The following is a 24,467-nucleotide window of genomic DNA, read 5'->3' as shown; positions in this document are numbered from 1 at the left end:
AAGAGAAGCTGAGGAGAATCGTGGCCGAGACCACCCCCGAGACCCCCGTCGAGGGCGTCGAGGAGTACACCAGCGAGACCCCGCAGGCCCCGGAGGAGTTCACCTCCGAGTCCCTCGCAAGCCGTTTCGGCGAGCCGCAGCCGGCCGCCGGCACCGGCCGCCGCAAGAACGCCGTGGCGCGGGTCCGGATCATCCCGGGCAGCGGCAAGTGGAAGATCAACGGCCGCACCCTGGAGGGGTACTTCCCCAACAAGGTGCACCAGCAGGAAGTCAACGAGCCCTTCAAGGTCCTGGAGCTCGACGAGCGCTACGACGTCGTCGCCCGCATCGCAGGCGGCGGCATTTCGGGTCAGGCGGGCGCCCTGCGCCTCGGCGTCGCCCGTGCGCTCAACGAGGCGGACGTCGACAACAACCGCGGCCCGCTGAAGAAGGCCGGCTTCCTCACCCGTGACGCCCGTGCGGTGGAGCGGAAGAAGGCCGGTCTCAAGAAGGCACGCAAGGGCACCCAGTACAGCAAGCGCTGACCCGGGTACGCCCTGCTCGAACGCCCCGACGGCATCCAGGCCGCGGGGCGTTCGTCGCTCTTCGCCCCGTCTCGCGTCCCGGTCCGCCCGTGGCGCTGCGGGCGGGAGACGGGCGTGCGCGCGTACGCTGACGCGCCGGGCAGGGGCCGCGCCGCGGCCGGACGCGCGCGGCGCGTATACCTGGGAGGCGCCGGGCGCGAGACGGGCTCCGGCCCTGGTGAACTCGGAGGAACCACAAGTGGGACGACTCTTCGGTACGGACGGTGTACGCGGCGTCGCCAACGAAGGACTCACGGCGGAGCTGGCGATGGGTCTCTCCGTCGCCGCCGCCCATGTACTCGCCGAGAGCGGCATCGTCGCCGATCCGGAAGAGGCCCGCGAGGGCCGTGCCGCGAAGCCCGTCGCGGTGGTCGGCCGCGATCCGCGTGCCTCGGGGGAGTTCCTGGAGGCGGCCGTCGTCGCGGGCCTCGCCAGCGCGGGGATCGACGTGCTGCGCGTCGGCGTCCTGCCGACGCCCGCCGTCGCCTACCTGACGGGGTCGCTCGGCGCCGACCTCGGCGTGATGCTCTCCGCCAGCCACAACCCGATGCCCGACAACGGCGTCAAGTTCTTCGCGCGCGGCGGGCACAAGCTCGCGGACGAACTGGAGGACCGCATCGAGGCCCGCTACCGCGAGCACGCGTCGGGCGAGCCGTGGTCGAGGCCGACCGGCGACGGTGTCGGCCGCGTCCGCGACTACGACGAAGGGTTCGACAACTACGTAGCCCACCTCGTCGGCGTCCTGCCCAACCGCCTCGACGGGCTCAGGGTGGTGATCGACGCGGCGCACGGCGCAGCCTCCCGGGTCTCGCCCGAGGCGTTCGCGCGTGCCGGAGCCGACATCGTCACCATCGCGGCGGAGCCCGACGGCCTCAACATCAACGACGGCTGCGGCTCGACGCACATCGAAGGACTCCGCGCCGCCGTCCTGGAGCACGGCGCCGATCTCGGCGTCGCCCACGACGGGGACGCCGACCGCTGCCTCGCCGTCGACGCGGCGGGAGAGGAGATCGACGGGGACCAGATCCTCGCCGTCCTCGCCGTCGCGATGAAGGAGGCAGGCACGCTGCGGCACGACACCGTCGTCGCGACGGTCATGTCCAACCTCGGCTTCACGCTGGCGATGGAGCGCGAGGGAATCCGGCTGCTGCGTACGGCGGTCGGCGACCGGTACGTCCTGGAGGAGATGAAGCGCGGCGGCTACTCGCTCGGCGGCGAGCAGTCGGGGCACGTCATCGCGCTCGACCATGCGACGACCGGCGACGGCACGCTCACCGGACTCATGCTCGCCGCCCGTGCGGCCGCGACGGGCCGGCCGCTCGCCGAACTCGCCTCCGTCATGGAGCGGTTGCCGCAGGTCCTCGTCAACGTCCCCGATGTCGACAAGTCCCGCGTGGAGACGGCCCCCGAGCTGGTCACCGCCGTCGACGAGGCGGAGGGGACGCTCGGTGCGACGGGCCGCGTGCTGCTGCGGCCTTCGGGCACGGAGCCGCTGGTCCGCGTGATGGTGGAGGCCGCGGACGTGGGGCAGGCGCAGACGGTCGCGGGGCGGCTCGCGGACGTCGTCAAGAGCGTACTGGGCTGAACGCGCGGAGCACCGCGAAGAGTCGGGCGGCCCGCCGAAGCACGGTGGGCCGCCCGAGCTGCGTCCGGTCGCAGCAGTTCTCGAAGAGGAGGGCTGTTCACGGCGCCGACCGGGGGCGGCGGCGCTCCGACGGCGACCGCCGCCACGCGCACGGTACGTCCCAACGCCCAGCCGCTGCCGCGTACTTGGCGTCCCTGCCTGCTGCCCCTCCCTGCGCGGCGCTCGGCCCCGGAGCCGCATGCGCCCCCCGAGAACCGCATGCGACCCCGAGGCCCCTTCACGTGCACCAGCCTGCGACGATCGCGGGGCAGGCGGTATGGGCAAGAGTGCGTATCGACAGGGGGAACAGCGCCGTGGTCACCGCGTCGGCCGTAGCGGCACCCGAGTGGGAGCGGATGCTCGACCTGGCCGTTGCGGTGCTCCACGAGAGAGACCCCGACCGGCTCTGGCCCCTCCTCGCCGCCCAACTCCCGCGCGCCTGCGGGGGCGACGTCCTCATCCACAAGTCGGGCGAGTGGAGCGCCGAGGCCGGCGCCCTTCTCGTCGCGACGGCCGAAGGACCGGACGGGGCCGAGATCGACGAGGAGACCGGTGCCGCGATCCGCCGCTGCTACCCCCTCGCAGACCACTACGTCGCGACGCGCGACCGCATGCCGGCGACCGCCCGCGGCATCGCGTCCGCGGGGTGGCGGCGGAGCGAGACGGCCCGGCTCGTCCGCCGGGCGTTCGGGGCCGACGACGTCCTGGGCCTCCCGTTGCCCGCCTCTACGGGGCCCGTCACCGGCTTCCTCATCTTCCGCGAAGGCGGGTTCCGCGCCGGCGGCTTCGACGACGCGCACCTGGAGTGCGCGCGCCGGCTCCAACCGCTCGTCGCCGGCGTCGCGGGGCAGCGGGAGGTGCTCGACGGCTGGCGTGCGTCGGCGTCGCGCGCCGGCGTGGAGCCGGCGGAACGCGCCGCGGCGCACGGGCTGACGCCGCGGGAGACCGCCGTGCTCGCGCTGCTCGCCGAGGCGTTGACGGCTGCAGCCATCGCGCGCAGATTGGGGATCTCCCGGCGGACGGTCCACAAGCACGTGGAGAACGTCTACCGCAAGCTCGGCACCAGGGACCGTATGGAGACCGTCCTCCGGGCGCAGGCCCACGGCCTGCTCGGGCGCCCCGGCTGAGCGCGGGTCACATCTTCCGGAGGGAGAGGCGGCGCACCTTGTGGTCGCGGCCCTTGTGGAGCTGGAGGGTGGCGCGGCCCCGGGTGGGCGCGATGTTCTCCTCCAGGTTGGGCCTGTTCACGGTCCGCCAGATTCCGCGCGCGTACTCCAGGGCCTCCTCCTCGGAGACGGACGTGTAGGTGTGGAAGTACGAGCGCGGGTTCCGGAACGCCGTCTCCCGCAGGCGCCGGAAGCGGTCGAGGTACCAGCCCTCGATGTCCTCGGTGCGGGCGTCGACGTAGACGGAGAAGTCGAAGTAGTCGGAGACGGCGAGACGGGTGCGGCCGTCCCGGCCCGGCAGCGCGGGCTGGAGGACGTTGAGGCCCTCGACGACGAGTATGTCGGGCTGGTGGACCGTGTGGACCTCGCCGGGGACGATGTCGTAGACGAGGTGCGAGTAGACGGGGCAACTCACCTCCGGCTTTCCGGCCTTGACGTCGGCGACGAACCGCGTCAGCGCCCGCCTGTCGTACGACTCGGGGAATCCCTTGCGTGCCATCAGCCCCCGCTCGCGCAGCTCGGCTCCGGGCAGCAGGAACCCGTCCGTGGTGACGAGCTCCACCCGCGGGTGTTCGGGCCACCGCGCGAGCAGCGCCTGGAGCAGCCGCGCGACCGTGGATTTGCCGACCGCGACGCTGCCCGCGACGCCGATCACGTACGGGGTGCGGCCCGTCGGCTCGTGGCCCGTGCCGGAGAGGAAGGTGCGCGCCGCGGAGCGCAGCTCGTGGGAGGCGCCCACGTAGAGGTTGAGGAGGCGGGAGAGCGGCAGGTAGACGTCCCTGACCTCGTCGAGGTCGACGACGTCGCCGAGGCCGCGGAGCTGCTCCACCTCCGCCGCCGTCAGCGGCAGCGGGGTGCGCTCGCGGAGGGCGCTCCACTCGTTCCTCGGGAAGTCGATGTACGGCTTGGTCGACACGCTGCCATTCTGCGCGGCCCCTCCGGGACGCTCATCCCCGGGGGCGCGGAGGCGGCGGTAGCGTACGGGGGTCAGCGGGAGCGAAGCGCGAGGGCGGGGGCTCATGATCGTCGGAGTGGGGATCGACGTGGCGGGGGTCGAGCGCTTCGGGGACGCGCTCGCGCGGACGCCGAGTCTCGCCCAGCGGCTCTTCACCGAGAGCGAGCTGCGCCTCCCCGACGGGGCGCGTCGCGGACCCGCCTCGCTCGCCGCACGGTTCGCGGCGAAGGAGGCGCTCGCCAAATCGCTCGGCGCCCCCCGCGGTCTGCGCTGGCAGGACGCCGAGGTACGGGTCGCCGAGTCGGGGCGCCCTTACCTGGTGGTGACGGGCACGGTGCTGGCGCGCGCGGAGGAGCTCGGCGTGCGCCACTGGCACCTGTCGCTCAGCCACGACGCCGGTGTCGCCTCCGCCGTGGTGATCGCGGAGGCGTGACCGCCTGCGCTCCCGCCGTCCGCCGGTGAGACTGGGGGCATGAGGACTGCGCACACGGTGGAGACGGTACGGGCGGCCGAAGAGGCCCTGAAGGCGCGGCTGCCGGAGGGGGCGCTGATGGAGCGCGCCGCCGCGGGGCTCGCGGCGGCGTGTGCAGGGCTGCTCGGGCGGACGTCGGGGGCGCGCGTCGTCCTCCTCGTCGGCAGCGGCGACAACGGTGGCGACGCGCTCTACGCCGGTGCGCGCCTCGCACGCCGGGGCGCCGGCGTGACGGCGGTGCTCCTCGCACCCGAGCGCGTGCACGAGGGCGGACTCCGCGCGCTCCACGCCGCGGGCGGGCGCGCCGTTCCGGCGCCGGGCGCCGCCGTCGAGGGCGAGCCGGTGCCGATGGCGCCGATCGTCGCGCGGGCCGACCTCGCCGTCGACGGCATCGTCGGGATCGGGGGGAAGGGCGGACTGCGGCCCGCCGCCGTCGAGTTGGTCGACCTGGTGGAGGCGGCAGGGGTGCCGGTCGTCTCCGTCGACCTGCCGAGCGGTGTGGACGCCGACACCGGCGAGGTTCCGGGCGCCGCCGTCAGCGCCGATGCGACGGTCACCTTCGGGACGTACAAGCCGGGGCTGCTCGTCGACCCCGGAGCGGACCGCGCGGGTGCACTCCGGCTCGTGGACATCGGCCTCGACCCGTACCTGCCGGAGGAGCCCGAGGTCGAGGCCGTCCAACATGCGGACGTGGCCGGCCTGTTGCCGCAGCCGGCGGCGGAGAGCGACAAGTACCGCAGGGGAGTGGTCGGCGTCGTCGCCGGTTCCGAGCGGTACCCGGGCGCCGCCGTCCTCGCCGTCGCCGGCGCGCTGCGCGGCGGCGCGGGGGCCGTGCGGTACGTCGGCGCCGCGGCGGACGCGGTGATCGCGCGCTTCCCCGAGACGCTCGTCTCCGCCGGGCCGCCGCACAAGGCGGGGCGGGTGCAGTCCTGGGTCGTGGGGCCCGGGCTGGGGGAGGACCGCGAGGTGCGGCAGCGCGTCGGCGAGGTGCTCGACTCGGACGTGCCGGTGCTCGTCGACGCGGACGGCCTGCGGCTGATGGACCGCGACGCACTGCGGGACCGGGCGGCCAGGGGCCTCGGGAGCCTGCTCACGCCGCACGCGGGCGAGGCGGCGGCGCTCCTCGGCGCGCAGCGCGAGCAGGTCGAGGCCGAACGCCTCGGAGCCGCCCGCAGGTTGGCCGCCGAGACCCGCGCGACGGTGCTGCTCAAGGGATCGTCGACGCTCGTCGTCGGCCCGGAGGGCGGCCCGGTGCGCGTCAACGCCACCGGTACCGGCTGGCTCGCCACCGCCGGTACCGGGGACGTCCTCTCGGGGCTCGCGGGCTCGCTCCTCGCGACGGGGCTCTCGGCTCGCGAGGCCGCGTCGGCCGGCGCGTACCTGCACGGTCTTGCGGGCCGGTACGCGCCCGTGCCGCCGGGGGCTTCGGAGGTCGCGGCGGCGCTGCACGACGCGTGGCGCGAGGTGCTGCGCCCCTGAGCGCGGCGGCTCAGCCGAACCGCTTCTCCAGCCAATGCTCCGCGTACTGCGCCGAGTTGTACGCGTCGATCTCCCCGTACCCCAGCTTCGCGTAGAGCTTTCGGGACTCGACGAGATCGCTCCGGGTGTCGAGGCGGATGCGCTCGGCGCCCCACTGCTCCCTCGCCACCTGCTCGGCGCGCGTCACGAGGAGCGAGCCCAGCCCGCCCCCGCGCTGGTCGGGGACGACCCACAGCCGCTTCAGCTCGGCGACGCCGGGTTGAAGCAGCCGCACGCCGACGCATCCGGAGAACTCGGGTGCGAGCTGCGCGGCCGGTCCGGTGCGCGAGGCGACCTCCTCGGGCTCGGGGCCGAAGAGGGAGCGGGCGACGAGGAGCATGGCGCGGGGCGGCCGCAGCATCTCGTCGGGGCCGAGCGCCACGCGTACCTCGGCGTCGGTCGCGTCCCTGCCGTAGTAGCGGCTCGCCACCTCGTGGGTGAAGGCGTAGAGGACGTCGTCTGCCTCCTGGGAGGCGGCCGGCTCGGGCGAGATGATCCATGTCATACCCGGCATTCTGCCCGTTCCCGGAGGGCGCAGGAGCCCGAATCCGTAGATCGGCAACGGAGTTCGGCACCGGACGCGGCGTGCGGGATCGGTCGGAGCGCCGTCCGCGTGGGCGACCTGCGAGACTTGCCGGGTGAACGTGGAGCGTCCGGCGGGTGCCGGAGTGGAGATCCCCGGGGACGAGCGGGCCCGTGCGCAGGTCGACCTGGAGGCGGTCCGCGCCAACGTCCGCACCCTGCGCGCGCGGGCCTCGTCCGCCGGGCTGATGGCCGTCGTCAAGGCCGACGCGTACGGGCACGGGATGGTGCCGTGCGCCCGCGCAGCCCGCGAGGCGGGCGCGAGCTGGCTCGGTGTGGCGACGCCGCAGGAGGCGTTCGCGCTCCGCGCGGCGGGTGACGAGGGGCCGCTGCTCTGCTGGTTGTGGACGCCGGGCGGGCCGTGGCGGCGGGCGATCGAGGAGGACGTCGACGTCTCCGTCAGCGGGGGTTGGGCGCTCGCCGAGGTGCGCGCCGCGGCGCGCGAGGCCGGGCGCACCGCGCGGGTGCACCTCAAGGCCGACACCGGTCTCGGACGCAACGGCTGCCAGCCCGCCGACTGGCCGCAGTTGGTGCGCGAGGCGCGCGCGGCGGAGGCGGAGGGCGCGGTCCGCGTCGCCGGGGTCTGGTCGCACTTCGCGTGCGCCGACGAGCCGGGGCACCCGTCGATCGCGCCACAGCTCGACGCTTTCCGGGAGGCGCTCGACGTGGCCGAACGCGCCGGCGTGCACCCCGAGGTGCGCCACCTCGCCAACTCCCCGGCGACGCTCACTCTTCCCGAGTCCCACTTCGACCTCGTGCGCCCCGGCGTCTCCGTCTACGGCCTCTCGCCCTCGCCCGAGGTGGGCACGGCCGCCGAGTGGGGGCTGCGTCCCGCGATGACGCTCGCCGCCTCGCTCGCGCTCGTCAAGCGCGTGCCCGTGGACCAGGGCGTCAGCTACGGGCACCACTACCGCACGCAGCGGGAGACGGCGCTCGCGCTCGTGCCGCTCGGCTACGCCGACGGCGTCCCCCGGCACGCCTCGGGGCGCGGTCCCGTGCTCGTCGGGGGTGAGCGCGGGACGGTCGCGGGGCGGGTCGCCATGGATCAGTTCGTCGTGGACCTCGGCCCCGAAGGCGACCGCCGCGTGCGCGAGGGAGACCCTGTCGTCCTCTTCGGCCCGGGGGACGGGGGCGAGCCCACCGCCGAGGAGTGGGCGCGGGCCGCGGAGACCATCGGGTACGAGATCGTCACGCGGATCGGGGCCCGAGTCCCGCGGGTCCACGTCGGCGTGCGCGAGCGCACACCCGAGCACAGGTACGGCGCGCAGGACGCCTCCGAGGTACGCCCCGCGCGGGAGGAGCGGGGGCAACCCGGCGCACGCGAGCGGGAGTTCGGCGAGGGGCGCGCGGGTATCGGGAGCCCGGGGGACCGGGCGCGCGCGGCGGGGCAGTGACGGAGCGTCCAGGCACGGAGTCGCAGGGGGTCGAGCGTCCATGGCCGAGTCGGAAGGTGGCGGTGCGCGTGGCGCCGCCCGCAAGGCGGGGATCGCCGGGGCCGCGATAGGGGCCGTCGCGGCCGGGGTCGCCGTCGAGCGGCTCACCGTCCACCGCGGGGTGCGGCGCAAGGCCCGCCTCGCGCTCGACGCGGAAGGCCCGTACGGGACGCTCCGGGGTGCGCAGGGGACGGCGTACGCGGAGGACGGAACGGCGCTGCACTACGAGGTCGAGGAGGCGGGCGAGCGCGCCGCTTCCGGAGGTTCTGTCGCGGGCAGCGAGCGAGTGCCCGTCGGGGACTCCGCCCGATCGCCCGTCGCGGACGCTGCCCCAGCGCCTGTTGCGGACTCTGCCCGATCGCCCGTCGCAGGCGACGGGTTCGGCGGTCCGAGCGTCCCCTCCGTTCGGCTCGAAGGGACCGGGCAGCCCGTGCGCCCGTACCGCGACCGCCTGTTGGGCCTGCTCCGGCGTACGCCCCGCGGGTCCGTACCGGAGCCGCCGACGCTCGTCTTCTCCCACGGTTACTGCCTCGATCAGGACGTCTGGCACTTCCAGCGCGCGGCGCTCCGCGGCGCGGTGCGCACCGTCTGGTGGGACCAGCGCAGCCACGGGCGTTCGGGCCGCGGCCCCGTCGGCGGGGAGGTCTCCATCGACCTGCTCGGCCGGGACCTGAAGGCCGTCCTCGACGCGGCCGTGCCGAGCGGCCCCGTGGTGCTCGTCGGCCACTCGATGGGCGGCATGACGGTGATGGCGCTCGCCGCGCAGTACCCGGAGTACGTCGCCGAACGCGTCGTCGGAGTCGCGCTGTTGGGGACGAGCGCCGGTCGGCTCGCCGAGGTGACGTACGGGCTGCCGGCCGCCGGCGTGCGCGCCGCGCGCCGGGTGCTGCCCGGGGTGCTGCGCGCGCTCGTCGCGCAGACCGAGCTCGTGGAGCGCGGGCGGCGGGCGGCGGCCGACGTCTTCGCCGGGCTGGTGAAGCGCTACTCCTTCGGCAGCCCGCGCGAGGTCGACCCGGGTGTCGCGCGGTTCGCCGAGCGGCTGTTGGAGTCGGTGCCGATCGACGTCGTCGCCGAGTTCCTGCCCGCCTTCGGCGTCCACGACAAGCGCGAGGAGCTTCGGGCCCTGAGCGGCGCGGCCGTACTCGTCCTCGCGGCGGACCGCGACCTGATCACGCCGGTGCAGCACAGCGAGGAGATCGCGGCCGCCCTCCCGCAGGCGGAGCTCGCGGTGCTGGAGCGCACGGGCCATCTGGCGATGCTGGAGCGGCCGGAAGAGGTCAACGAGGAACTCGCCGCGCTGCTGGCGCGTACCATCCGGAGCCATGGAAGCACCGCACCGCCAGACCGGGGACCCCGCGACGACCGCACCGCACGAGGCCGCTGAGCCCACCGCCCGCTGGTCGGGGAGAGTCGGGACACCGGAGCGGATGCAGGAGCTCGGCAGAGCGCTCGCGACCCTGCTGCGCGCCGGCGATCTCGTGCTGCTCACCGGCGAGTTGGGCGCGGGCAAGACCACGCTCACCCGCGGCCTGGGCGAGGGCCTCGGCGTCCGGGGAGCCGTCACCTCCCCCACCTTCGTCATCGCCCGGGTCCACCCCTCGCTCGTCGACGGGCCGCCGCTCGTCCACGTCGACGCCTACCGGCTCGGCGGCGGCCTCGACGAGATGGAGGACCTCGACCTCGACGTGACGCTGCCCGAGTCGGTGGTCGTGGTCGAGTGGGGGGAGGGCCGCGTCGAGGAGCTCACCGAGGACCGGCTCCACGTCCGGCTGGGGCGCAGCCTCGGAGAGGACAACGGCACGGCGCCCGACGACGAGGAGGACCCGCGGAGCGTGGAAGTGACGGGCGTCGGCGCACGCTGGGCCGGATGCGACCTCTCCGCGCTCGGGTAGTCACCGGCCCCTACGCCTCTCCCGGACGTGCGCCCGGTGCGCGCCGGGCGTGAGTCTCGCCGTGCGTGTGCCGCCGTACGCACCGGCGGAGGTGCCGAGGCCGCTGCGTCGGGCTGGTTGAGCAGCGGGTGAAGTCGTGGTGCTCGCCGCCCGGTTCGCGTTGTCGCGCCCGACACCTGGGCGACCCAGCAGGTTCCGCAAGGTGCGCCTGCACCTGCGTCCGACGACGCGGTGGGCGCCGCGGGACTGCGACGACCTTTCGCCATCCGCCGTTCCCGGCGCCTCGGCCGCTCGCCCGGTGCACGAACGAGGGCGTCCCGATCCCCTCAGGCGCGGCCTCGACTCTCGCCCGGCACCGGGGCCAGGGCAACGACCACCACGTCCGCCTCGCCAGGGCGCTTGGCGACCACTCGGCGGAGACAGACCAGTTGCTCCCTGTCCTCGGGGACGAGTGCGAGATCGCACTCCGCGCCCCGCAGGCACCCCGCTGCTGGAGGCCGTGCGAGAACGACGACCGTCCCCGCGCCCGTCGACAAGACCACAGGCCACGCGCTCGGGCGCAAAGCACTCCAACGTCCGCGCCGGGGGCGCGCGTTCTCCCGCTACGGACCTCGCGCACACCTCCGCGTTCCCGACAGCACGTCGGGAAGATGTTGCATCGCACTCCACGGCCGTGGTCCCATGGGCAATGTACGCCAGGTTAGGTAAACCTCAGTAGCCTCGCCCGCCGTGGACCTCCGGGCCTTCGCGGAGGCGGGGCGCCTAGGGAGTTGGGATGACGGCAGCAGAGCGCGCGCCCCAGGCGCGTACCGCCGCGGCGGCAGTCAGGCGCTCCCGGTCCGCCGCCGAGAGCGCCCCGCCCACGGCGACTCCCTCGATGGGCGAGTTGCTCGCCTCGTGCGCCGCGGCCCGCACGGTCTCGACGCCGCCCGAGGCGCCGGGGGAGAGAAGCGAAGCCCCGGAGTGCGACGCGGCCTGAGCAGGACCGTCGGCAGCAGCCGGGTCCGGTCGCGCGTCAGCGGACGACGACGACCTTGGTGCCGATCGTCGCGAAGAGCCACATCGCCTCGCCGTCCTCGCGCGTCTCGCGCACCCCGCCCGTCTGCTGCCGCGACTCGGGGTCGGGTGTGGAGCCGTCGAGCGCGGCGCTGAAGCCGATCGTGGTGCCGCGCACCGTGGCGAACCGCACGACGTTCTCCACCGGGACGTTGTCCGAGCCGGTGACGTGCGAGGCGCGCGACTCCACGCGGTACTCGCCGGGCGGCGGGCTGACGGGGCTCGGCATCACACGGAAGGTGCGCTCGACCTCGCCGCCCTTCTCCACGAGCCACACCCGCTTGCGCTCCAGCGCGTAGACGACGCGCATGCCCTTGCCCGAACGCGGCGGCAGCGCCTCGGACTTGGACGGCTTCTCCGCCTGCTCGCCGCCTTCGCGGTCGTTCGCCGACCGCGTGGGGGAGGGGGAGGGTTTGCCCTGCTCCGCGCGGTCCTGTGCGGCGTTGGCCTGGAGCGCGAGGAATCCCACACCGGCGAGCGCCGCCGCGGTGAGCCCAGCGACGACGAAACCCGCGCTGTTGCGTGCCATGGTCTGCCGCCTTCCTCCTGCTTCCCCGGGTGCGCGGGACGGGGCGCGCGGGCCTCACGACCGCTGCGATACGCCGTTACGCCGTACTCCGTGCCGGCGTTGACGGTAGCAGCCGGTACCGACATGCTCCGGCCCGGAGCCGGCGCAGATACCGCAGGCACCTCTTATACACATGTTCTCCGCAGGCCGTATACCGGGACTTGGAGTAACGGCCACGCCTGTGTTGGCATAAGGCGATGACCCCCCACGGATCATCGACAGGCTCCGGCTCATCGATATCGACGGGTTCCGGTTCTTCCGACGACAGCAGCCGGAACCCATACGACGAGCTGTCCGAGCTCGCCTCCTCGGACGTCCCGCCGGCCCCGGCGAACAGCAGTTACAACCCGTACGAGGCGCTCTCGCCCGACGCGGACCCCGACGACGACTCGTACGGCGACCCGCATGCCGACGGCCCACTCGGATTCCGCTTGCGCTCGGACTACGACGAGCCCGCGTACACGGACGACATGCCGTACCTCCGCGCCGTGCGCCGCAGGCGCAGGTCCCGGCTGCGGATGACGATCAAGGTCGCCATCGCCTGCTGCGTCCTCCTCGCCTTCACCGTCGTCGGTGACCGCTGGGCCGCGCTCTACGCCGAGCAACAGGCGGAGAAGAAGGTGCAGGAGTCGATGAACCTGCACGCCGCACCCGAGGTGCACATCCGTGGCTTCCCCTTCCTCACCCAGCTCCTCGGTGAGCGGATGGACGACGTCGACGTGACGATCCCCGACGTCCCCGCCGGCCGGATCTCGCTCGCGCAGATCAACGGCAACGTCAAGGATGTGAAGATCGTCGGGGACGCGCCCACGTCGATCAAGGGCGCGGTCCTCGGCCGCATGGAGGGCGACGTCCTCCTCGCCTTCGACGACCTCGACCGCGAACTCGGCACCTCTCAGGTGAAGTTCACAGCGGGAGGCACCAGCACGGTGCTCGCCGACGGGGAGCTCCCCGTGGCCGGGACGAAGGTCAAGGTCAAGGCGCGGGCGCACCTCCAGCGCACGAGCGACCACGGGGTGGGGACCACCGTCGACGACATGCGGCTCGTCGTCCCGGGGCTCTTCAGCTTCACACCCGGCCCCGACGGCGGTCTGCGCCTGGCCGCGCCTATGGCCGAGCGCATCCAGCGGGACGCGGCGAAGGCGAAGGCGCTCTTCGGCGTGGAGGCGATCGCGGAGCGCTTCGGGCTCTCCGAGGAGCGGGCGCAGCGCGTGCGGGAGAGCGAGGCCGAGCTGAACCGCGTCACGGGGACGCCGAAGTTCCTCGACAAGGTGATGAAGCTCAACCTTGTCGACCTCGCCGTCCAGCACCCCGCGGTCCTGCAGAAGATCGGCGTCGACCCGTCGCTCGTGGACGCGCTGAAGAAGATCGAGGAGCCGAAGCTGGCGGAGAAGCTGTCGCTCTCGATGAAGCTCCCCGAGATCCCGGGGGATGTGCGGCTGCGCCACATCTCCGTCGAGAAGGAAGGGATCAGGGCGAAGCTCACCGGCACCGACATGCCGTTCGGCGACGCGGCGGAGAAGCAGGCGGCGCAGAAGGACGACTGACGGTCGGCGCTCCGGGGCGTGCGCACCGGGCGCGTGCCGGACGTCCGCGCCGCTGTTCCGTGGCAGACACCGCGGGGTGTGCACCTCTCGCGCGCGCCCCTTCGAGCGCCCGCGGCGAGGGCACCCCGCCGGGCGCCGTACGCTGGAGGGCGTGCTACTGCTCGCCCTCGACACCGCAACCCCCGCCGTCACGGTCGCCCTCCGCGAGGCCGACGGCGCCGGCGGCCGCACCCTCGCCGCCTCCCACCAGGTCGACGCCCGGCGCCACGGCGAACTCCTCCTCCCCGCCGTGGACCGCGTCCTCGCCGAGGCGGACCGGCCCCTGAGCGAGGTCGACGCGCTCGTCGTCGGCGTCGGGCCCGGCCCCTACACGGGGCTGCGCGTGGGTCTCGCGACGGCCGCCGCGTTCGGCGCCGCGCTGAACCTGCCGGTGCACGGCGTCTGCACGCTCGACGGGCTCGCGTACGCCTCCGGTCTCAGGGAGCCCTTCGTCGTCGCCACGGACGCGCGCCGCAAGGAGGTCTACTGGGCCCGCTACGCCGACGCCCGCACCCGCGTCGGCGACCCCGCCGTCGACCGCCCCGGCGACCTGCCGGCGGACGTCGCCGCGCTGCCCGCCGCAGGCGCGGGAGCCCGGCTGTACCCGGAGTCCTTTCCCGACGTCCGCAAGGACCTCCCGGCCGAGCAGTCGGCCGAGGCGCTCGCGCAGTTGGCGGCCGAACGCCTCGCCGCGGGCGCGGAGTTGCTCCCGCCCCGGCCGCTCTACCTCCGTCGGCCCGACGCCGAGGTCCCGGCGAACTACAAGGTGGTCACGCCGCAGTGACCGCGGTGGCTGCCGCCCGGCGTCCCGCACGGCGCAGGGGGCGGGGATGACGGCGTCCCCGCCCGCCGTGGCGCTGCGGGAGATGCGCTGGTGGGACATTGAACCGGTGCTCGGCCTCGAGGCGGAGCTCTTCCCCGAGGACGCGTGGACGGCCGGCATGTTCTGGTCCGAACTGGCGCATGCGCGCGGCCCGTTCGCGACCCGGCGGTACCTCGTCGCCGAGGCGGAGGCCGGTCCTGCGGAGTACCGGGGGCTCGTCGGGTACGGCGGCGTCGCCGTCGTCGCCGGCACCGCGGACGTGCAGACGATCGGCGTGCTGCCGGGGCACCGCGGCACGGGGCTCGGGGCGAGGCTGCTCGCGGGCCTCCTCGCCGCCGCCACCGAACTGGAGGCGGAAGAGGCGCTGTTGGAGGTCCGGGTCGACAACGCGCCGGCGCAGCGCCTCTACGAGCGCTTCGGCTTCGAACCCGTCGGCACGAGACGCGGCTACTACCAACCGGGCAACGTCGACGCCCTCGTGATGCGCCTCGCCGACCCGGCCGCCCACCCCCCGCCGACCGCTGCGGCGCATCCCCCGCGCACGACCGACCACACCGAAGGCACCACCCAAGGGACAGACAACCATGGCTGACGAACCCCTCGTCCTCGGCATCGAGACCTCCTGCGACGAGACCGGCGTCGGCATCGTCCGCGGACACACCCTCCTCGCCGACGCCGTCGCCTCCAGCGTCGACACCCACGCGCGGTTCGGCGGCGTCGTACCGGAGATCGCCAGCAGGGCGCACCTGGAGGCGATGGTCCCGACGATCGAGCGCGCGCTCGCCGAGGCCGGCGTCGCCGCCTCCGACCTCGACGGCGTCGCGGTCACCGCGGGGCCGGGGCTCGCGGGTGCGCTGCTCGTCGGGGTCTCGGCGGCGAAGGCGTACGCGTACGCGCTCGGTAAGCCGCTCTACGGCGTCAACCACCTCGCCTCGCACATCTGCGTCGACCAGCTCGAACACGGCGCCCTCCCCGAGCCGACGATGGCGCTGCTCGTCAGCGGCGGACACTCCTCGCTCCTCCTCGCGCCCGACATCACCAGCGACGTGCGTCCGCTCGGCGCGACCATCGACGACGCGGCAGGCGAGGCGTTCGACAAGGTGGCCCGCGTCCTCAACCTGGGCTTCCCCGGCGGCCCCGTCATCGACAAGTACGCGCGCGAGGGCGACCCGGCGGCGATCGCGTTCCCCCGCGGCCTCACCGGACCGCGGGACGCCGTCTACGACTTCTCCTTCTCCGGCCTGAAGACGGCCGTCGCGCGGTGGGTCGAGGCGAAGCGGAAGGCCGGCGAGGACGTGCCGGTCGCCGACGTCTCGGCCTCGTTCCAGGAGGCCGTCGTCGACGTCCTCACCCGCAAGGCGCTCCGCGCCTGCCGCGACGAGGGCGTCGACCACCTGATGATCGGCGGCGGCGTCGCGGCCAACTCCCGCCTGCGCGCGATGGCCGAGGAACGGTGCGCCGACGCCGGCGTCCGACTCCGCGTCCCCCGCCCCAAGCTGTGCACCGACAACGGCGCGATGGTCGCCGCACTCGGCGCCGAAATGGTCGCGAAGAACCGCTCCACCTCCGACTGGGACCTCCCCGCCGACTCCTCCCTCCCGGTCACCGAGCCGCACGTTCCCACCGCGTCGGCACAGGCACGGCCCGAGCAGGGCGCCCCGTCCCCGAGGGGCTACGCTCACGGGCCGGACGACGCCCACGAGGGCGGTTCGCACCACGACCACGTGCACGAGCTGAGCAGGAAGAACCTCTACGCCCCATGACTGTGGCACTCATGTGGGAGGCCAAGGCCGCACCGGGCCGCGCCCCCGAACTGCTGGCCTGGGCCAGGTCCCAACACGCCCTCGGCGAAACCCTCGCGGTCCGCAGGGAGCACTTCACGGCCCCCGGGGATCGGGTGCTCGTCATCATCTGGTGGGACGCCGCTTACGACGCGGAGTTGCCGGAGATACCTGAGCCGCCGGGGGAGTTGGTGGCGCGGGGGGTGCATCGGTGGCGGTTTGAGCGGGTTTGACGGGGTGGGGGTTGGTCAGGGCGTGCGGGGTGTGTTCACTGAGTGGGTGCCTCGGTGCTCCTTGGGGATGCCTTCGCTTCGAACGCCTTGCTTGCGTCTGGGAGTTGCGTGGCCGGGCGACTCGCGTCGGCTAGGAGGCTGTCGCCGAACGGCGGGCGTGATCGGGGGGCTTGCTCGCTCACAGCGCCCTGTCGCCTTCGTCTGCGCGGTGTTGACCGGTCAGAGGTGCGAGGTCGGCAGGCGGGGCATGACACCGGGCAACCGGGGGAGTAGTCCTTGCTGCAAGGCCAGTTGACCGTCAGGGTGGGAGTCCAATTTGTCGCTTTCGAAGAAAGTTGCTTCCCAGGGCCAGAGCCCCGGATAAACATGCAGGTCAACGAGACTGCTCCCCGCGCACGCGGGGATGGACCCTGCGGGTCGAACGCCTCGGCTACGAGCATGACCTGCTCCCCGCGCACGCGGGGATGGACCCTACCGGGACCTTGTACACACCGCCCGTCACGTCTGCTCCCCGCGCACGCGGGGATGGACCCTCCTCGACGCCGCACCCTGCCCCCAACTCACCCTGCTCCCCGCGCACGCGGGGATGGACCCCGCTTGAGCGAGGCGGGCGGCACGAGCGCGTACTGCTCCCCGCGCACGCGGGGATGGACCCAGGTCCCGCAGCACGCGCTCTTGGCGCTCTAGCTGCTCCCCGCGCACGCGGGGATGGACCCATCCCGAGCCCCTTCCGGTCGCCCCGCCCTGTCTGCTCCCCGCGCACGCGGGGATGGACCCCAGGGGCACGGGCACACGGGCGGACAGCCCGACTGCTCCCCGCGCACGCGGGGATGGACCCAAGGACGACTACGTCCTCGCCGGCCACACCGGCTGCTCCCCGCGCACGCGGGGATGGACCCGTCCGCTTGGACGTTGCACCCACGGCGGCGTGCTGCTCCCCGCGCACGCGGGGATGGACCCCACGTCCCGACAAGGACTTCAGCAACCCTCACCTGCTCCCCGCGCACGCGGGGATGGACCCTCAACGGCGGAAGTCTGGCCGGTAACCTCTGCACTGCTCCCCGCGCACGCGGGGATGGACCCACGTCCATCACGGCCAGGTCGAGCGCGCCGGTCTGCTCCCCGCGCACGCGGGGATGGACCCTCGTGATGACGACCGCCGGCGGCGGATTTGATCTGCTCCCCGCGCACGCGGGGATGGACCCACGATGCGCTTGTTCCTGCCGACGATGTCCGCCTGCTCCCCGCGCACGCGGGGATGGACCCTCCTCAAGGACGAGGCCGACCCCGAGCTGGCCCTGCTCCCCGCGCACGCGGGGATGGACCCAGGAGCAGGCCGCCCTCACCCCCAGCCGCGACCTGCTCCCCGCGCACGCGGGGATGGACCCGCCTCCCCGGAGTCGATCTGGAGCCTGATCGACTGCTCCCCGCGCACGCGGGGATGGACCCTCGGACTCGGCTCCCTTCAGGTCGCCAAGGCCCTGCTCCCCGCGCACGCTGGGCTGCTGGCCCCCTGACTCGGTGCCGTACTCGGCCAAAACCCCCTACCCCACGCGTGCTTGACGAGCGTCCCCCGCCACCCCCATCAAAAGACCAACCCGCCGCCCCCCAAGGGCAGTTCAGCCTCCCCCCGCCAGCAACCGACTCCCTGACGGCAGTCCGATCCCGAACTTCTCGTCGAGGACGCGTACCGCCTCCGCCCCGTCGGCGACGGGGCGTTCGTGCCGCGTCCCGTCGGTGAGGGATTCGGTGAGGGTGAGGGTGGTGCGTCCGGAGAGTTTGCGGTGGGCGCCGCCCGGGAGGGTGCGGACGATCCAGGGGGTCTGGGAGAACGGGGAGCGTGGGTTGGTGGCGATCTGCCAGTTGGCGACGTCGAAGTCGGGGGCCTCGAAAGGCTCGACGGTGAAGCCGTAGAGGCGGTTCCAGCCCTGCGGCGTGAGGGAGTGCAGCTCCCAGTCGGCGAGCGGGCGGTCGGGGGCGTGCTCGCGTAGCAGGCGGACCCGGTGGCCGCCCTCCTGCTCGTACTCGCCCTCTGCGAGCGGCACGGAGGTGAGCGGTATGCCGGGCGTTCCGAAGCCGACGTCGGCGAGGTGGCCCGTCGTCTCGCCCGGTACGTGTACGAGCAGGCACATGTGGGTGCGCGGGCGGACGGTGCCGGGGCGCGCGCCGATGAGGACGCGCGCTGCCAGGAGGCGCACCTCGAAGCCGAGGGCGCGCAGTGCGGCGGTGAAGAGCGTGTTCTGCTCGTAGCAGTAGCCGCCCCGGCGGCCGCGGACCAACTTCGCTTCCACATCGGGAAGTTGCAGGGAGGGGGCGGCGGTGCGGCGGGCGAGGAGCGGCTCGGTGTTTTCGAAGGGGATGGCGAGGATGTGCGCGCGTTGCAGTCTGCGGAGTACGTCCGCGCTCGGCTCCGTGCTGCCTTGCCAGCCGATGCGTGCCAGGTAGGCGTCGAGATCCGGCTCGGGTGCGTGCGGGGCGGGTGGGGCGGATGCGGACATGGTGGCCAGTGTATTGACCACCGGCTACGCGGTTTGTCCCAGGTTGGGCCCCGGGACGGGCAGCGGCTCGGGCAGGGGGCAGGATGGGGTGCGCATGGAGTGGTGGGGGTCTCGATGAGGGGTGCCGGACAGGCCGGGCGCGCGAACCGGTGCGCCCGCGCTGCCAACTTGCGCCCCCGGTCTTCCCCCGGCCGGGCGCCGACGGGGAGACTCGCGACGACCGCACGCCGAGCAGCGCGCCACCGCCGAGCGTGCCTCCTCCCCGGCGCCTCCGCACACTCTCGTGCGCCCGGCGCGGATGGACGCCTGCGTAAGACGCACGGAGTCGGCCCGCACGCGCCGCCCGCACCGCACCACCAGTGAATCCCCGCGCGGCCCCGCAACGCCCGTCCCCAGCAGGGCACTTCAGCCGCGACGGCCCGTCCAGTGCAGCATCCAGGCGCCCGGAAGCGCGCCCCGAGACCCGGCACGACCAAGGAGTCAGCGGTGAAACGTCCGGACCCGTCCCCCGCGCCCCGCGACGACCGCGGGAACCCGTCCGCGCACCTCCCTGCGACCGCGGACGCTGCCTCGTCGCCACCGGACACCCCGGCGCAGGAGGCGTCCGGCGGCGGCCGACTCCCCGAGCAGCAGCCCGGATCGTCCGGCGGTGCGCACGCCGGATCGTCCGGCGCGAAGGTTCCCTCGTCCGCCGGCGCCCTCCCACTACCGGGCGCCTCGACGCACGAGATGTCCGACGGCGGCCGACTCCCCCCGCAGCAGCCCCGACCCTCCGTCACCCCGCACGCCGGCTCATCCCCCGCTCCCGCCAACGCCGCCCTACCTCCCGAGCGTTCCGACGCGCACATACTCGAGCTGCGCCGTCTCCCCGCCCCGCAAGCCCTCCCGCACGCCACCGCACCCCCCGCACGCACCCCGGACGAGGCCGCCCCACCGCACACCCCGCAGCCCCCCGGCGCCCTCCCACAGGAAGCACCCCCACCACCGTCCCCGGGCAGCCACCTCCCCGGCCCCCTGCCACCCGAGTCCCGCACCGCCCCGCACCCCGCCGCCCCGCGCCCCGACCGCCCCCGACCAGCCGACGTCGCCCGGAAGCCCGCCACCCACCGTGCCCCCGGCAAACGGTGGCCGCCCCTCCTGCTGCTCGCCGCCGCCCTCGTGCTCGTCGCCGTGCTCGGTCCCCGGTTGGCCCTCGACGGCACCAACGAGCTGGGGATTCCCGGTGGTTGGGCGCTCTCCGTGCTGCGTACCGCTGCCTTCTGCGGGCTGGCGCTCGCAGTCGGCGAGGTGACGGCCGTACGGCTTGCGCACTCCGTGCCCGAGGCGCCCGGGTCGCCGGCGCGGCGGTGGGCGGTGAACGGGGCGCTCGTGGGCGCGGTCGCCGCCGCCGTGCAGCTCTTCGTCCTCGCGGGGACGGGTTCGCTCGGCCACCGCCTCGCCGAGCTCGACCTCGTAGCCGCCTACGGGACGCGGGACGGCGCGCTCGCGCTGCTGGAGGCGAACGCCTTCGCCGCCGCCGCGCTCTGCGCCGGGGCACGCCGTGCGCCCTGGGTCTCGTGGACGCCCCTCCCGTTGCTCGTCGTGATCGTCGCCGAGGCGTTCCGCGCCCACCCGGAGGCGGACACTCCGCTCGTCGGGTCGCTCCTCACCTTCGTCCACCTCACCGCGGCGACCGTGTGGACGGGCGGCCTCCTCTGCGTCCTCCACACGATGCACGCCTGGCGGCGCGAACCCGGGCCCGCGCGGGTGCTGCTGCAGCGGTACACGAGGGTGGCGGCCGTCGCGTTCACCGCCGTCGTCGTCACGGGCACCTTCAGCACCCTGCGGCGCCTCCCCCTGGATCGTCTCCTCGACTCCGCTTACGGGCGTACGTTCCTGATCAAGCTGGCGCTCATCGCCGCGGTCGCGCTCCTCGCGTTCTTCGCACGCCGGCGGCTGCGGCGCCTGCGGGGCGCGGACCCGGCGCGCGGCCCCGTACGCGCCGAACTCGCGCTTCTCGCAGGGGTCATGGCCGTCTCCGCCGTCCTCACCGCCGTCCCGGTCCCGGCTCCGGGGTGACCGTCACCGCAGCGGCTGCCCGACGAGCATCGAGGGTGCGCCGTCGACCCGGGTGAGGAAGACGGTCGCCGAGGCGCTGCCCCGGAGCTTCAACTTTCGCCGCAGTTCCTCCGGTTCGACGGCCGAGCCGCGCTTCTTCACCGTCACGTTCCCGACGTTCCGCTCGCGGAGGAGCGCCCGGAGCCGCTTGAGGTTGAACGGCAGGACGTCGCCGATCTCGTACCCGGTGGCGAAGGGACTCGTGCCGCGGTGGTCGGCGGTGACGTAGGCGATCGTCGGATCGATCAGCCGCCCGCCGAGCAACTCCGCCGCCTCCGCGACGAGATGCGCCCGCACCACGGCGCCGTCCGGCTCGTAGAGGTAGGCGCCCACCGCCCCGACGGGCGGCGCCTGCGCCGCCCCGCCGGTGAGCGCGTCCCCCGCGGGCAGCAGCGTCGCCCGCTTCGCTCCGGCCCGCCCCGCACCGAACCAGAGCACCGCCTCCTTGACGTCCCCGCGGTAGGAGACCCACTCGGCCTCCGCGTCCGCAGGGACCGCCTCGTGCGGGACGCCGGGCGCGATCTTCAGCGCCGCGCACGGCGCGCGCCGTGCTGCCTCGACGGCCCAACTCAGCGGCGGCGCATACGACTCGGGGTCGAAGGTGCGGCCCTTCGCGCCCCGTCGCCCGGGGTCGACGAAGACAGCGTCGAACGCCCCGTCGAGCGGCACCTCGGTGACGTCGGCGCATCGCACCTCGACGAGGTCCGAGACGCCCAGCGCTTCCGCGTTGGCACGAGCCACCGCGCAGGCGAGCGGGGACGAGTCGACGGCGAGCACGCGGATGCCGGCGCGGGCGAGGGCCAGCGCGTCGCCGCCGATGCCGCAGCAGAGGTCGGCGGCGGTGCGGACGCCGAGCCGTACGAACCGCGCGGCGCGGTGGTCGGCGAGTTCGGTACGGGTGGACTGCTCGACACCCTCGGGGGTGAAGTACATGCGCGCCGCGTCGCGTGCGCCGAACTTCGCCACCGCGCGCTGACGCAGCCGCGCCTGCGTCAGCGCGGCCGAGACGAGCTCGGCCGGGTGCTCGCGGCGCAGCCGTGTGGCGGTGGCGAGTTCGTCGCCCGGCACGTGGTCGCGGAGTCGGTCGAGGAGCGCCTGGCCCTCGGGTTCGAGCAGTTGGGAGAAGGTCTCGGCATCCACCCGGTCATTCTCGCCCGCCGGTGTCGGCGGCCGTCCTCCGCGGGCTCGGAAGGCGTCCCGCAGAATACGGCCGCAGGGCGCGCTGGCACTCTGGTTGACGGAGTGCTAACCGCCGCATAATGTCGTCGTTGGCACTCTCGCCCAGGGAGTGCCAACCGCGTGAGCATGCGCGACCCGCGCAGGCACGGTGTGGCAACACCCTGCCCGCAGGCCGCCGTTGCACACGCACCAGCGACGGGCAGATCCGGCACCCGCGACGACGGATCTCCAGGTCGCCACCGCACACATAAGAACCCCGTGTTGAGATCTCCGAAGGGGGAGGTCGGATCGTGACGACCGCCAGCAAGGCCAGCAAGGTTGCCATCAAGCCGCTTGAGGACCGCATCGTGGTCCAGCCGCTCGACGCTGAGGAGACCACGGCCTCCGGCCTGGTCATCCCGGACACCGCCAAGGAGAAGCCCCAGGAGGGCACCGTCCTGGCCGTCGGCCCGGGCCGCTTCGAGAACGGCGACCGCCTGCCGCTCGACGTCAAGGTCGGCGACGTCGTTCTGTACAGCAAGTACGGCGGCACCGAGGTCAAGTACAGCGGCGAGGAGTACCTCGTCCTCTCGGCCCGCGACGTCCTCGCCGTCGTCGAGAAGTAATCAGCCGACAGCGAACGTCGAGTGGTCGAGGAGCGGGCAGGACGTCAGCGGCGCTGACGCGCCCGGCCGCACCGACACCGAATTTTGCCTGATCCGCGCCCTGGTGCCCGCTTCCGATGGAGCCGGGGCCGGGGCGCGGTTCGTTCGAGAGGACCTGAGAGTTCATGGCCAAGATCCTGAAGTTCGACGAGGACGCCCGTCGCGCCCTCGAGCGTGGTGTCAACAACCTCGCCGACACCGTGAAGGTGACGATCGGCCCCCGCGGCCGCAACGTCGTCATCGACAAGAAGTTCGGCGCCCCGACGATCACCAACGACGGCGTCACCATCGCCCGTGAGGTCGAGGTCGAGGACTCCTACGAGAACCTCGGCGCCCAGCTCGTCAAGGAGGTGGCGACCAAGACCAACGACATCGCGGGTGACGGCACCACCACCGCGACGGTGCTCGCCCAGGCGCTCGTACGCGAGGGCCTGCGCAACGTCGCCGCCGGCGCCTCCCCCGCCGCTTTGAAGCGCGGCATCGACGCCGCCGTCCAGGCGGTCTCCGACGACCTGCTCTCCACCGCGCAGCCGATCGACTCCAAGGAGGACATCGCCTCCGTCGCCGGCCTGTCCGCGCAGGACAAGCAGGTCGGCGAGCTCATCGCCGAGGCGATGGACAAGGTCGGCAAGGACGGTGTCATCACCGTCGAGGAGTCGCAGACCTTCGGCCTGGAGCTGGACTTCACCGAGGGCATGGCCTTCGACAAGGGCTACCTCTCCCCGTACATGGTCACCGACCAGGAGCGGATGGAGGCCGTCCTCGAGGACCCGTACATCCTCATCCACCAGGGCAAGATCTCCTCGATCCAGGACCTGCTCCCGCTGCTCGAGAAGATCATGCAGGCGGGCAGCTCCAAGCCGCTGCTGATCATCGCCGAGGACGTCGAGGGCGAGGCGCTCTCCACCCTCGTCGTCAACAAGATCCGCGGCACCTTCAACGCCGTCGCGGTGAAGGCCCCCGGCTTCGGCGACCGCCGCAAGGCGATGCTCGGCGACATGGCGACGCTCACCGGCGGCACCGTGATCGCGGAGGAGGTCGGCCTCAAGCTCGACCAGGCCGGTCTCGACGTCCTCGGCTCGGCCCGCCGCGTCACCGTCACCAAGGACGACACCACCATTGTCGACGGCGCGGGCAACAGCGACGACGTCAAGGCCCGGGTCGCCCAGATCAAGGCCGAGATCGAGAACACCGACTCCGACTGGGACCGCGAGAAGCTCCAGGAGCGCCTCGCGAAGCTCGCGGGCGGCGTCTGCGTGATCCGTGTCGGCGCGGCCACCGAGGTGGAGCTGAAGGAGAAGAAGCACCGCCTGGAGGACGCGATCTCCGCCACGCGCGCGGCCGTTGAGGAGGGCATCGTCTCGGGCGGTGGCTCCGCGCTGGTCCACGCCGTGAAGGTGCTCGAAGACAGCCTCGGCAGGGAGGGCGACGAGGCCACCGGTGTCGCCGTCGTCCGCCGTGCCGCTGTCGAGCCGCTCCGCTGGATCGCGGAGAACGCCGGCGAGGAGGGGTACGTCATCACCTCCAAGGTCGCCGAGCTGGAGAAGGGCCAGGGCTACAACGCCGCCACTGAGGAGTACGGCGACCTCGTCAAGGCCGGCGTCATCGACCCGGTCAAGGTCACCCGCTCCGCGCTGGAGAACGCCGCCTCCATCGCCTCGCTGCTCCTGACGACCGAGACCCTCGTCGTCGAGAAGCCGGCCGAGGAAGAGGAGCCGGCCGCCGGCCACGGCCACGGCCACGCGCACTGACGCGAAGTCACCCGGCCGCAGTGGAGGCCCGGCACCCCGGAAGGGG

At 73.7% G+C, this 24,467-nt stretch carries 22 protein-coding genes and 1 CRISPR repeat array; of the genes, 17 read left to right on the top strand and 5 right to left on the bottom strand.

Annotated features, from left to right (window positions below):
* Positions 1–20: 20 nt before the first annotated feature.
* The 3 genes from rpsI (at position 21) to F603_RS0116130 (ending at position 3,314) form a co-directional block, all read left to right on the top strand.
* Positions 21–524 carry a 30S ribosomal protein S9 gene (rpsI, locus tag F603_RS0116140; RefSeq protein WP_016909718.1) on the top strand — a complete coding sequence of 168 codons (504 nt, stop codon included), beginning with the start codon at positions 21–23 and terminating at the stop codon, positions 522–524.
* A gap of 238 nt (positions 525–762) precedes the next feature.
* Positions 763–2,148, top strand: a complete 1,386-nt coding sequence (gene glmM, locus F603_RS0116135; RefSeq protein ID WP_019547045.1) for a phosphoglucosamine mutase — start codon at positions 763–765, stop codon at positions 2,146–2,148.
* A 326-nt stretch (positions 2,149–2,474) separates the two neighbouring features.
* Positions 2,475–3,314 carry a helix-turn-helix transcriptional regulator gene (locus F603_RS0116130; protein WP_342665926.1) on the top strand — a complete coding sequence of 280 codons (840 nt, stop codon included), beginning with the start codon at positions 2,475–2,477 and terminating at the stop codon, positions 3,312–3,314.
* 7 nt (positions 3,315–3,321) lie between these two features.
* Here the strand turns inward: F603_RS0116130 and coaA are convergent, their stop codons facing one another.
* A complete protein-coding gene (gene coaA, locus F603_RS0116125; RefSeq protein ID WP_019547043.1) occupies positions 3,322–4,269 on the bottom strand; it encodes a type I pantothenate kinase in 948 nt (315 codons plus the stop codon).
* 103 nt (positions 4,270–4,372) lie between these two features.
* Between coaA and F603_RS0116120 the strand changes: the two genes are divergently transcribed.
* Complete coding sequence (locus F603_RS0116120; protein WP_019547042.1) at positions 4,373–4,741, top strand: holo-ACP synthase; 369 nt, start codon at positions 4,373–4,375, stop codon at positions 4,739–4,741.
* 39 nt (positions 4,742–4,780) lie between these two features.
* Complete coding sequence (locus F603_RS0116115; protein WP_026328469.1) at positions 4,781–6,259, top strand: bifunctional ADP-dependent NAD(P)H-hydrate dehydratase/NAD(P)H-hydrate epimerase; 1,479 nt, start codon at positions 4,781–4,783, stop codon at positions 6,257–6,259.
* 10 nt (positions 6,260–6,269) lie between these two features.
* On the opposite strand, the gene F603_RS0116110 is transcribed toward F603_RS0116115, so the two are convergent.
* Complete coding sequence (locus F603_RS0116110; protein WP_019547040.1) at positions 6,270–6,803, bottom strand: GNAT family N-acetyltransferase; 534 nt, start codon at positions 6,801–6,803, stop codon at positions 6,270–6,272.
* 163 nt (positions 6,804–6,966) lie between these two features.
* Here F603_RS0116110 and alr point away from each other — a divergent pair, with 163 nt between their 5' ends.
* The 4 genes from alr (at position 6,967) to F603_RS0116090 (ending at position 11,184) form a co-directional block, all read left to right on the top strand.
* Positions 6,967–8,274 carry an alanine racemase gene (alr, locus tag F603_RS0116105; protein ID WP_019547039.1) on the top strand — a complete coding sequence of 436 codons (1,308 nt, stop codon included), beginning with the start codon at positions 6,967–6,969 and terminating at the stop codon, positions 8,272–8,274.
* A gap of 40 nt (positions 8,275–8,314) precedes the next feature.
* Positions 8,315–9,697 (top strand): alpha/beta fold hydrolase, encoded by a 1,383-nt coding sequence (locus tag F603_RS0116100; protein ID WP_019547038.1) that lies wholly within the window; start codon positions 8,315–8,317, stop codon positions 9,695–9,697.
* Complete coding sequence (gene tsaE, locus F603_RS0116095) at positions 9,636–10,205, top strand: tRNA (adenosine(37)-N6)-threonylcarbamoyltransferase complex ATPase subunit type 1 TsaE (RefSeq protein WP_019547037.1); 570 nt, start codon at positions 9,636–9,638, stop codon at positions 10,203–10,205. Before F603_RS0116100 ends, tsaE begins: the two co-directional genes overlap by 62 nt.
* A 775-nt stretch (positions 10,206–10,980) precedes the next feature.
* On the top strand, positions 10,981–11,184 hold the full coding sequence (locus F603_RS0116090) for a hypothetical protein (protein ID WP_019547036.1): 204 nt from the start codon (positions 10,981–10,983) through the stop codon (positions 11,182–11,184).
* A gap of 36 nt (positions 11,185–11,220) precedes the next feature.
* Here the strand turns inward: F603_RS0116090 and F603_RS0116085 are convergent, their stop codons facing one another.
* Entirely contained in the window at positions 11,221–11,790 is a 570-nt protein-coding gene (locus F603_RS0116085) for a hypothetical protein (RefSeq protein ID WP_019547035.1), read from the bottom strand.
* A gap of 236 nt (positions 11,791–12,026) precedes the next feature.
* Between F603_RS0116085 and F603_RS0116080 the strand changes: the two genes are divergently transcribed.
* The 5 genes from F603_RS0116080 (at position 12,027) to F603_RS0116060 (ending at position 16,252) form a co-directional block, all read left to right on the top strand.
* Positions 12,027–13,376, top strand: a complete 1,350-nt coding sequence (locus F603_RS0116080; protein WP_019547034.1) for an LmeA family phospholipid-binding protein — start codon at positions 12,027–12,029, stop codon at positions 13,374–13,376.
* A 151-nt stretch (positions 13,377–13,527) separates the two neighbouring features.
* Positions 13,528–14,199 (top strand): tRNA (adenosine(37)-N6)-threonylcarbamoyltransferase complex dimerization subunit type 1 TsaB, encoded by a 672-nt coding sequence (gene tsaB, locus F603_RS0116075; RefSeq protein ID WP_019547033.1) that lies wholly within the window; start codon positions 13,528–13,530, stop codon positions 14,197–14,199.
* 46 nt (positions 14,200–14,245) lie between these two features.
* Entirely contained in the window at positions 14,246–14,830 is a 585-nt protein-coding gene (gene rimI, locus F603_RS0116070; RefSeq protein WP_026328467.1) for a ribosomal protein S18-alanine N-acetyltransferase, read from the top strand.
* Entirely contained in the window at positions 14,823–16,001 is a 1,179-nt protein-coding gene (gene tsaD, locus F603_RS0116065; RefSeq protein WP_019547031.1) for a tRNA (adenosine(37)-N6)-threonylcarbamoyltransferase complex transferase subunit TsaD, read from the top strand. The genes rimI and tsaD overlap by 8 nt, the downstream gene beginning before the upstream one ends.
* Entirely contained in the window at positions 15,998–16,252 is a 255-nt protein-coding gene (locus F603_RS0116060) for a hypothetical protein (RefSeq protein WP_019547030.1), read from the top strand. Before tsaD ends, F603_RS0116060 begins: the two co-directional genes overlap by 4 nt.
* A 382-nt stretch (positions 16,253–16,634) precedes the next feature.
* Positions 16,635–17,701: direct repeats of the CRISPR family, unit length 29 nt; unit sequence CTGCTCCCCGCGCACGCGGGGATGGACCC.
* Between the two features lie 170 nt (positions 17,702–17,871).
* On the opposite strand, the gene F603_RS0116055 is transcribed toward F603_RS0116060, so the two are convergent.
* Entirely contained in the window at positions 17,872–18,750 is an 879-nt protein-coding gene (locus F603_RS0116055) for an arylamine N-acetyltransferase family protein (protein WP_019547029.1), read from the bottom strand.
* 486 nt (positions 18,751–19,236) lie between these two features.
* Here F603_RS0116055 and F603_RS0116050 point away from each other — a divergent pair, with 486 nt between their 5' ends.
* Positions 19,237–20,808, top strand: coding sequence for a CopD family protein (locus F603_RS0116050; RefSeq protein ID WP_019547028.1), 1,572 nt, complete (start codon positions 19,237–19,239; stop codon positions 20,806–20,808).
* A 3-nt stretch (positions 20,809–20,811) separates the two neighbouring features.
* Here F603_RS0116050 and F603_RS0116045 read toward each other — a convergent pair whose 3' ends face one another.
* Positions 20,812–21,987 (bottom strand): class I SAM-dependent methyltransferase, encoded by a 1,176-nt coding sequence (locus tag F603_RS0116045; RefSeq protein ID WP_019547027.1) that lies wholly within the window; start codon positions 21,985–21,987, stop codon positions 20,812–20,814.
* A gap of 329 nt (positions 21,988–22,316) precedes the next feature.
* Here F603_RS0116045 and groES point away from each other — a divergent pair, with 329 nt between their 5' ends.
* Complete coding sequence (gene groES / locus F603_RS0116040) at positions 22,317–22,631, top strand: co-chaperone GroES (RefSeq protein ID WP_016909742.1); 315 nt, start codon at positions 22,317–22,319, stop codon at positions 22,629–22,631.
* Positions 22,632–22,795: 164 nt separating this feature from the next.
* Positions 22,796–24,421 carry a chaperonin GroEL gene (gene groL / locus F603_RS0116035; protein ID WP_019547026.1) on the top strand — a complete coding sequence of 542 codons (1,626 nt, stop codon included), beginning with the start codon at positions 22,796–22,798 and terminating at the stop codon, positions 24,419–24,421.
* The last annotated feature ends 46 nt before the right edge of the window (positions 24,422–24,467 follow it).

Origin of the sequence: Streptomyces sulphureus DSM 40104 (assembly GCF_000381025.1) — a bacterium.
Classification (GTDB): domain Bacteria; phylum Actinomycetota; class Actinomycetes; order Streptomycetales; family Streptomycetaceae; genus Streptomyces; species Streptomyces sulphureus.
The sequence above is the reverse complement of the archived record's forward strand: the minus strand, read 5'-3'. Positions and strand labels throughout refer to the sequence as shown.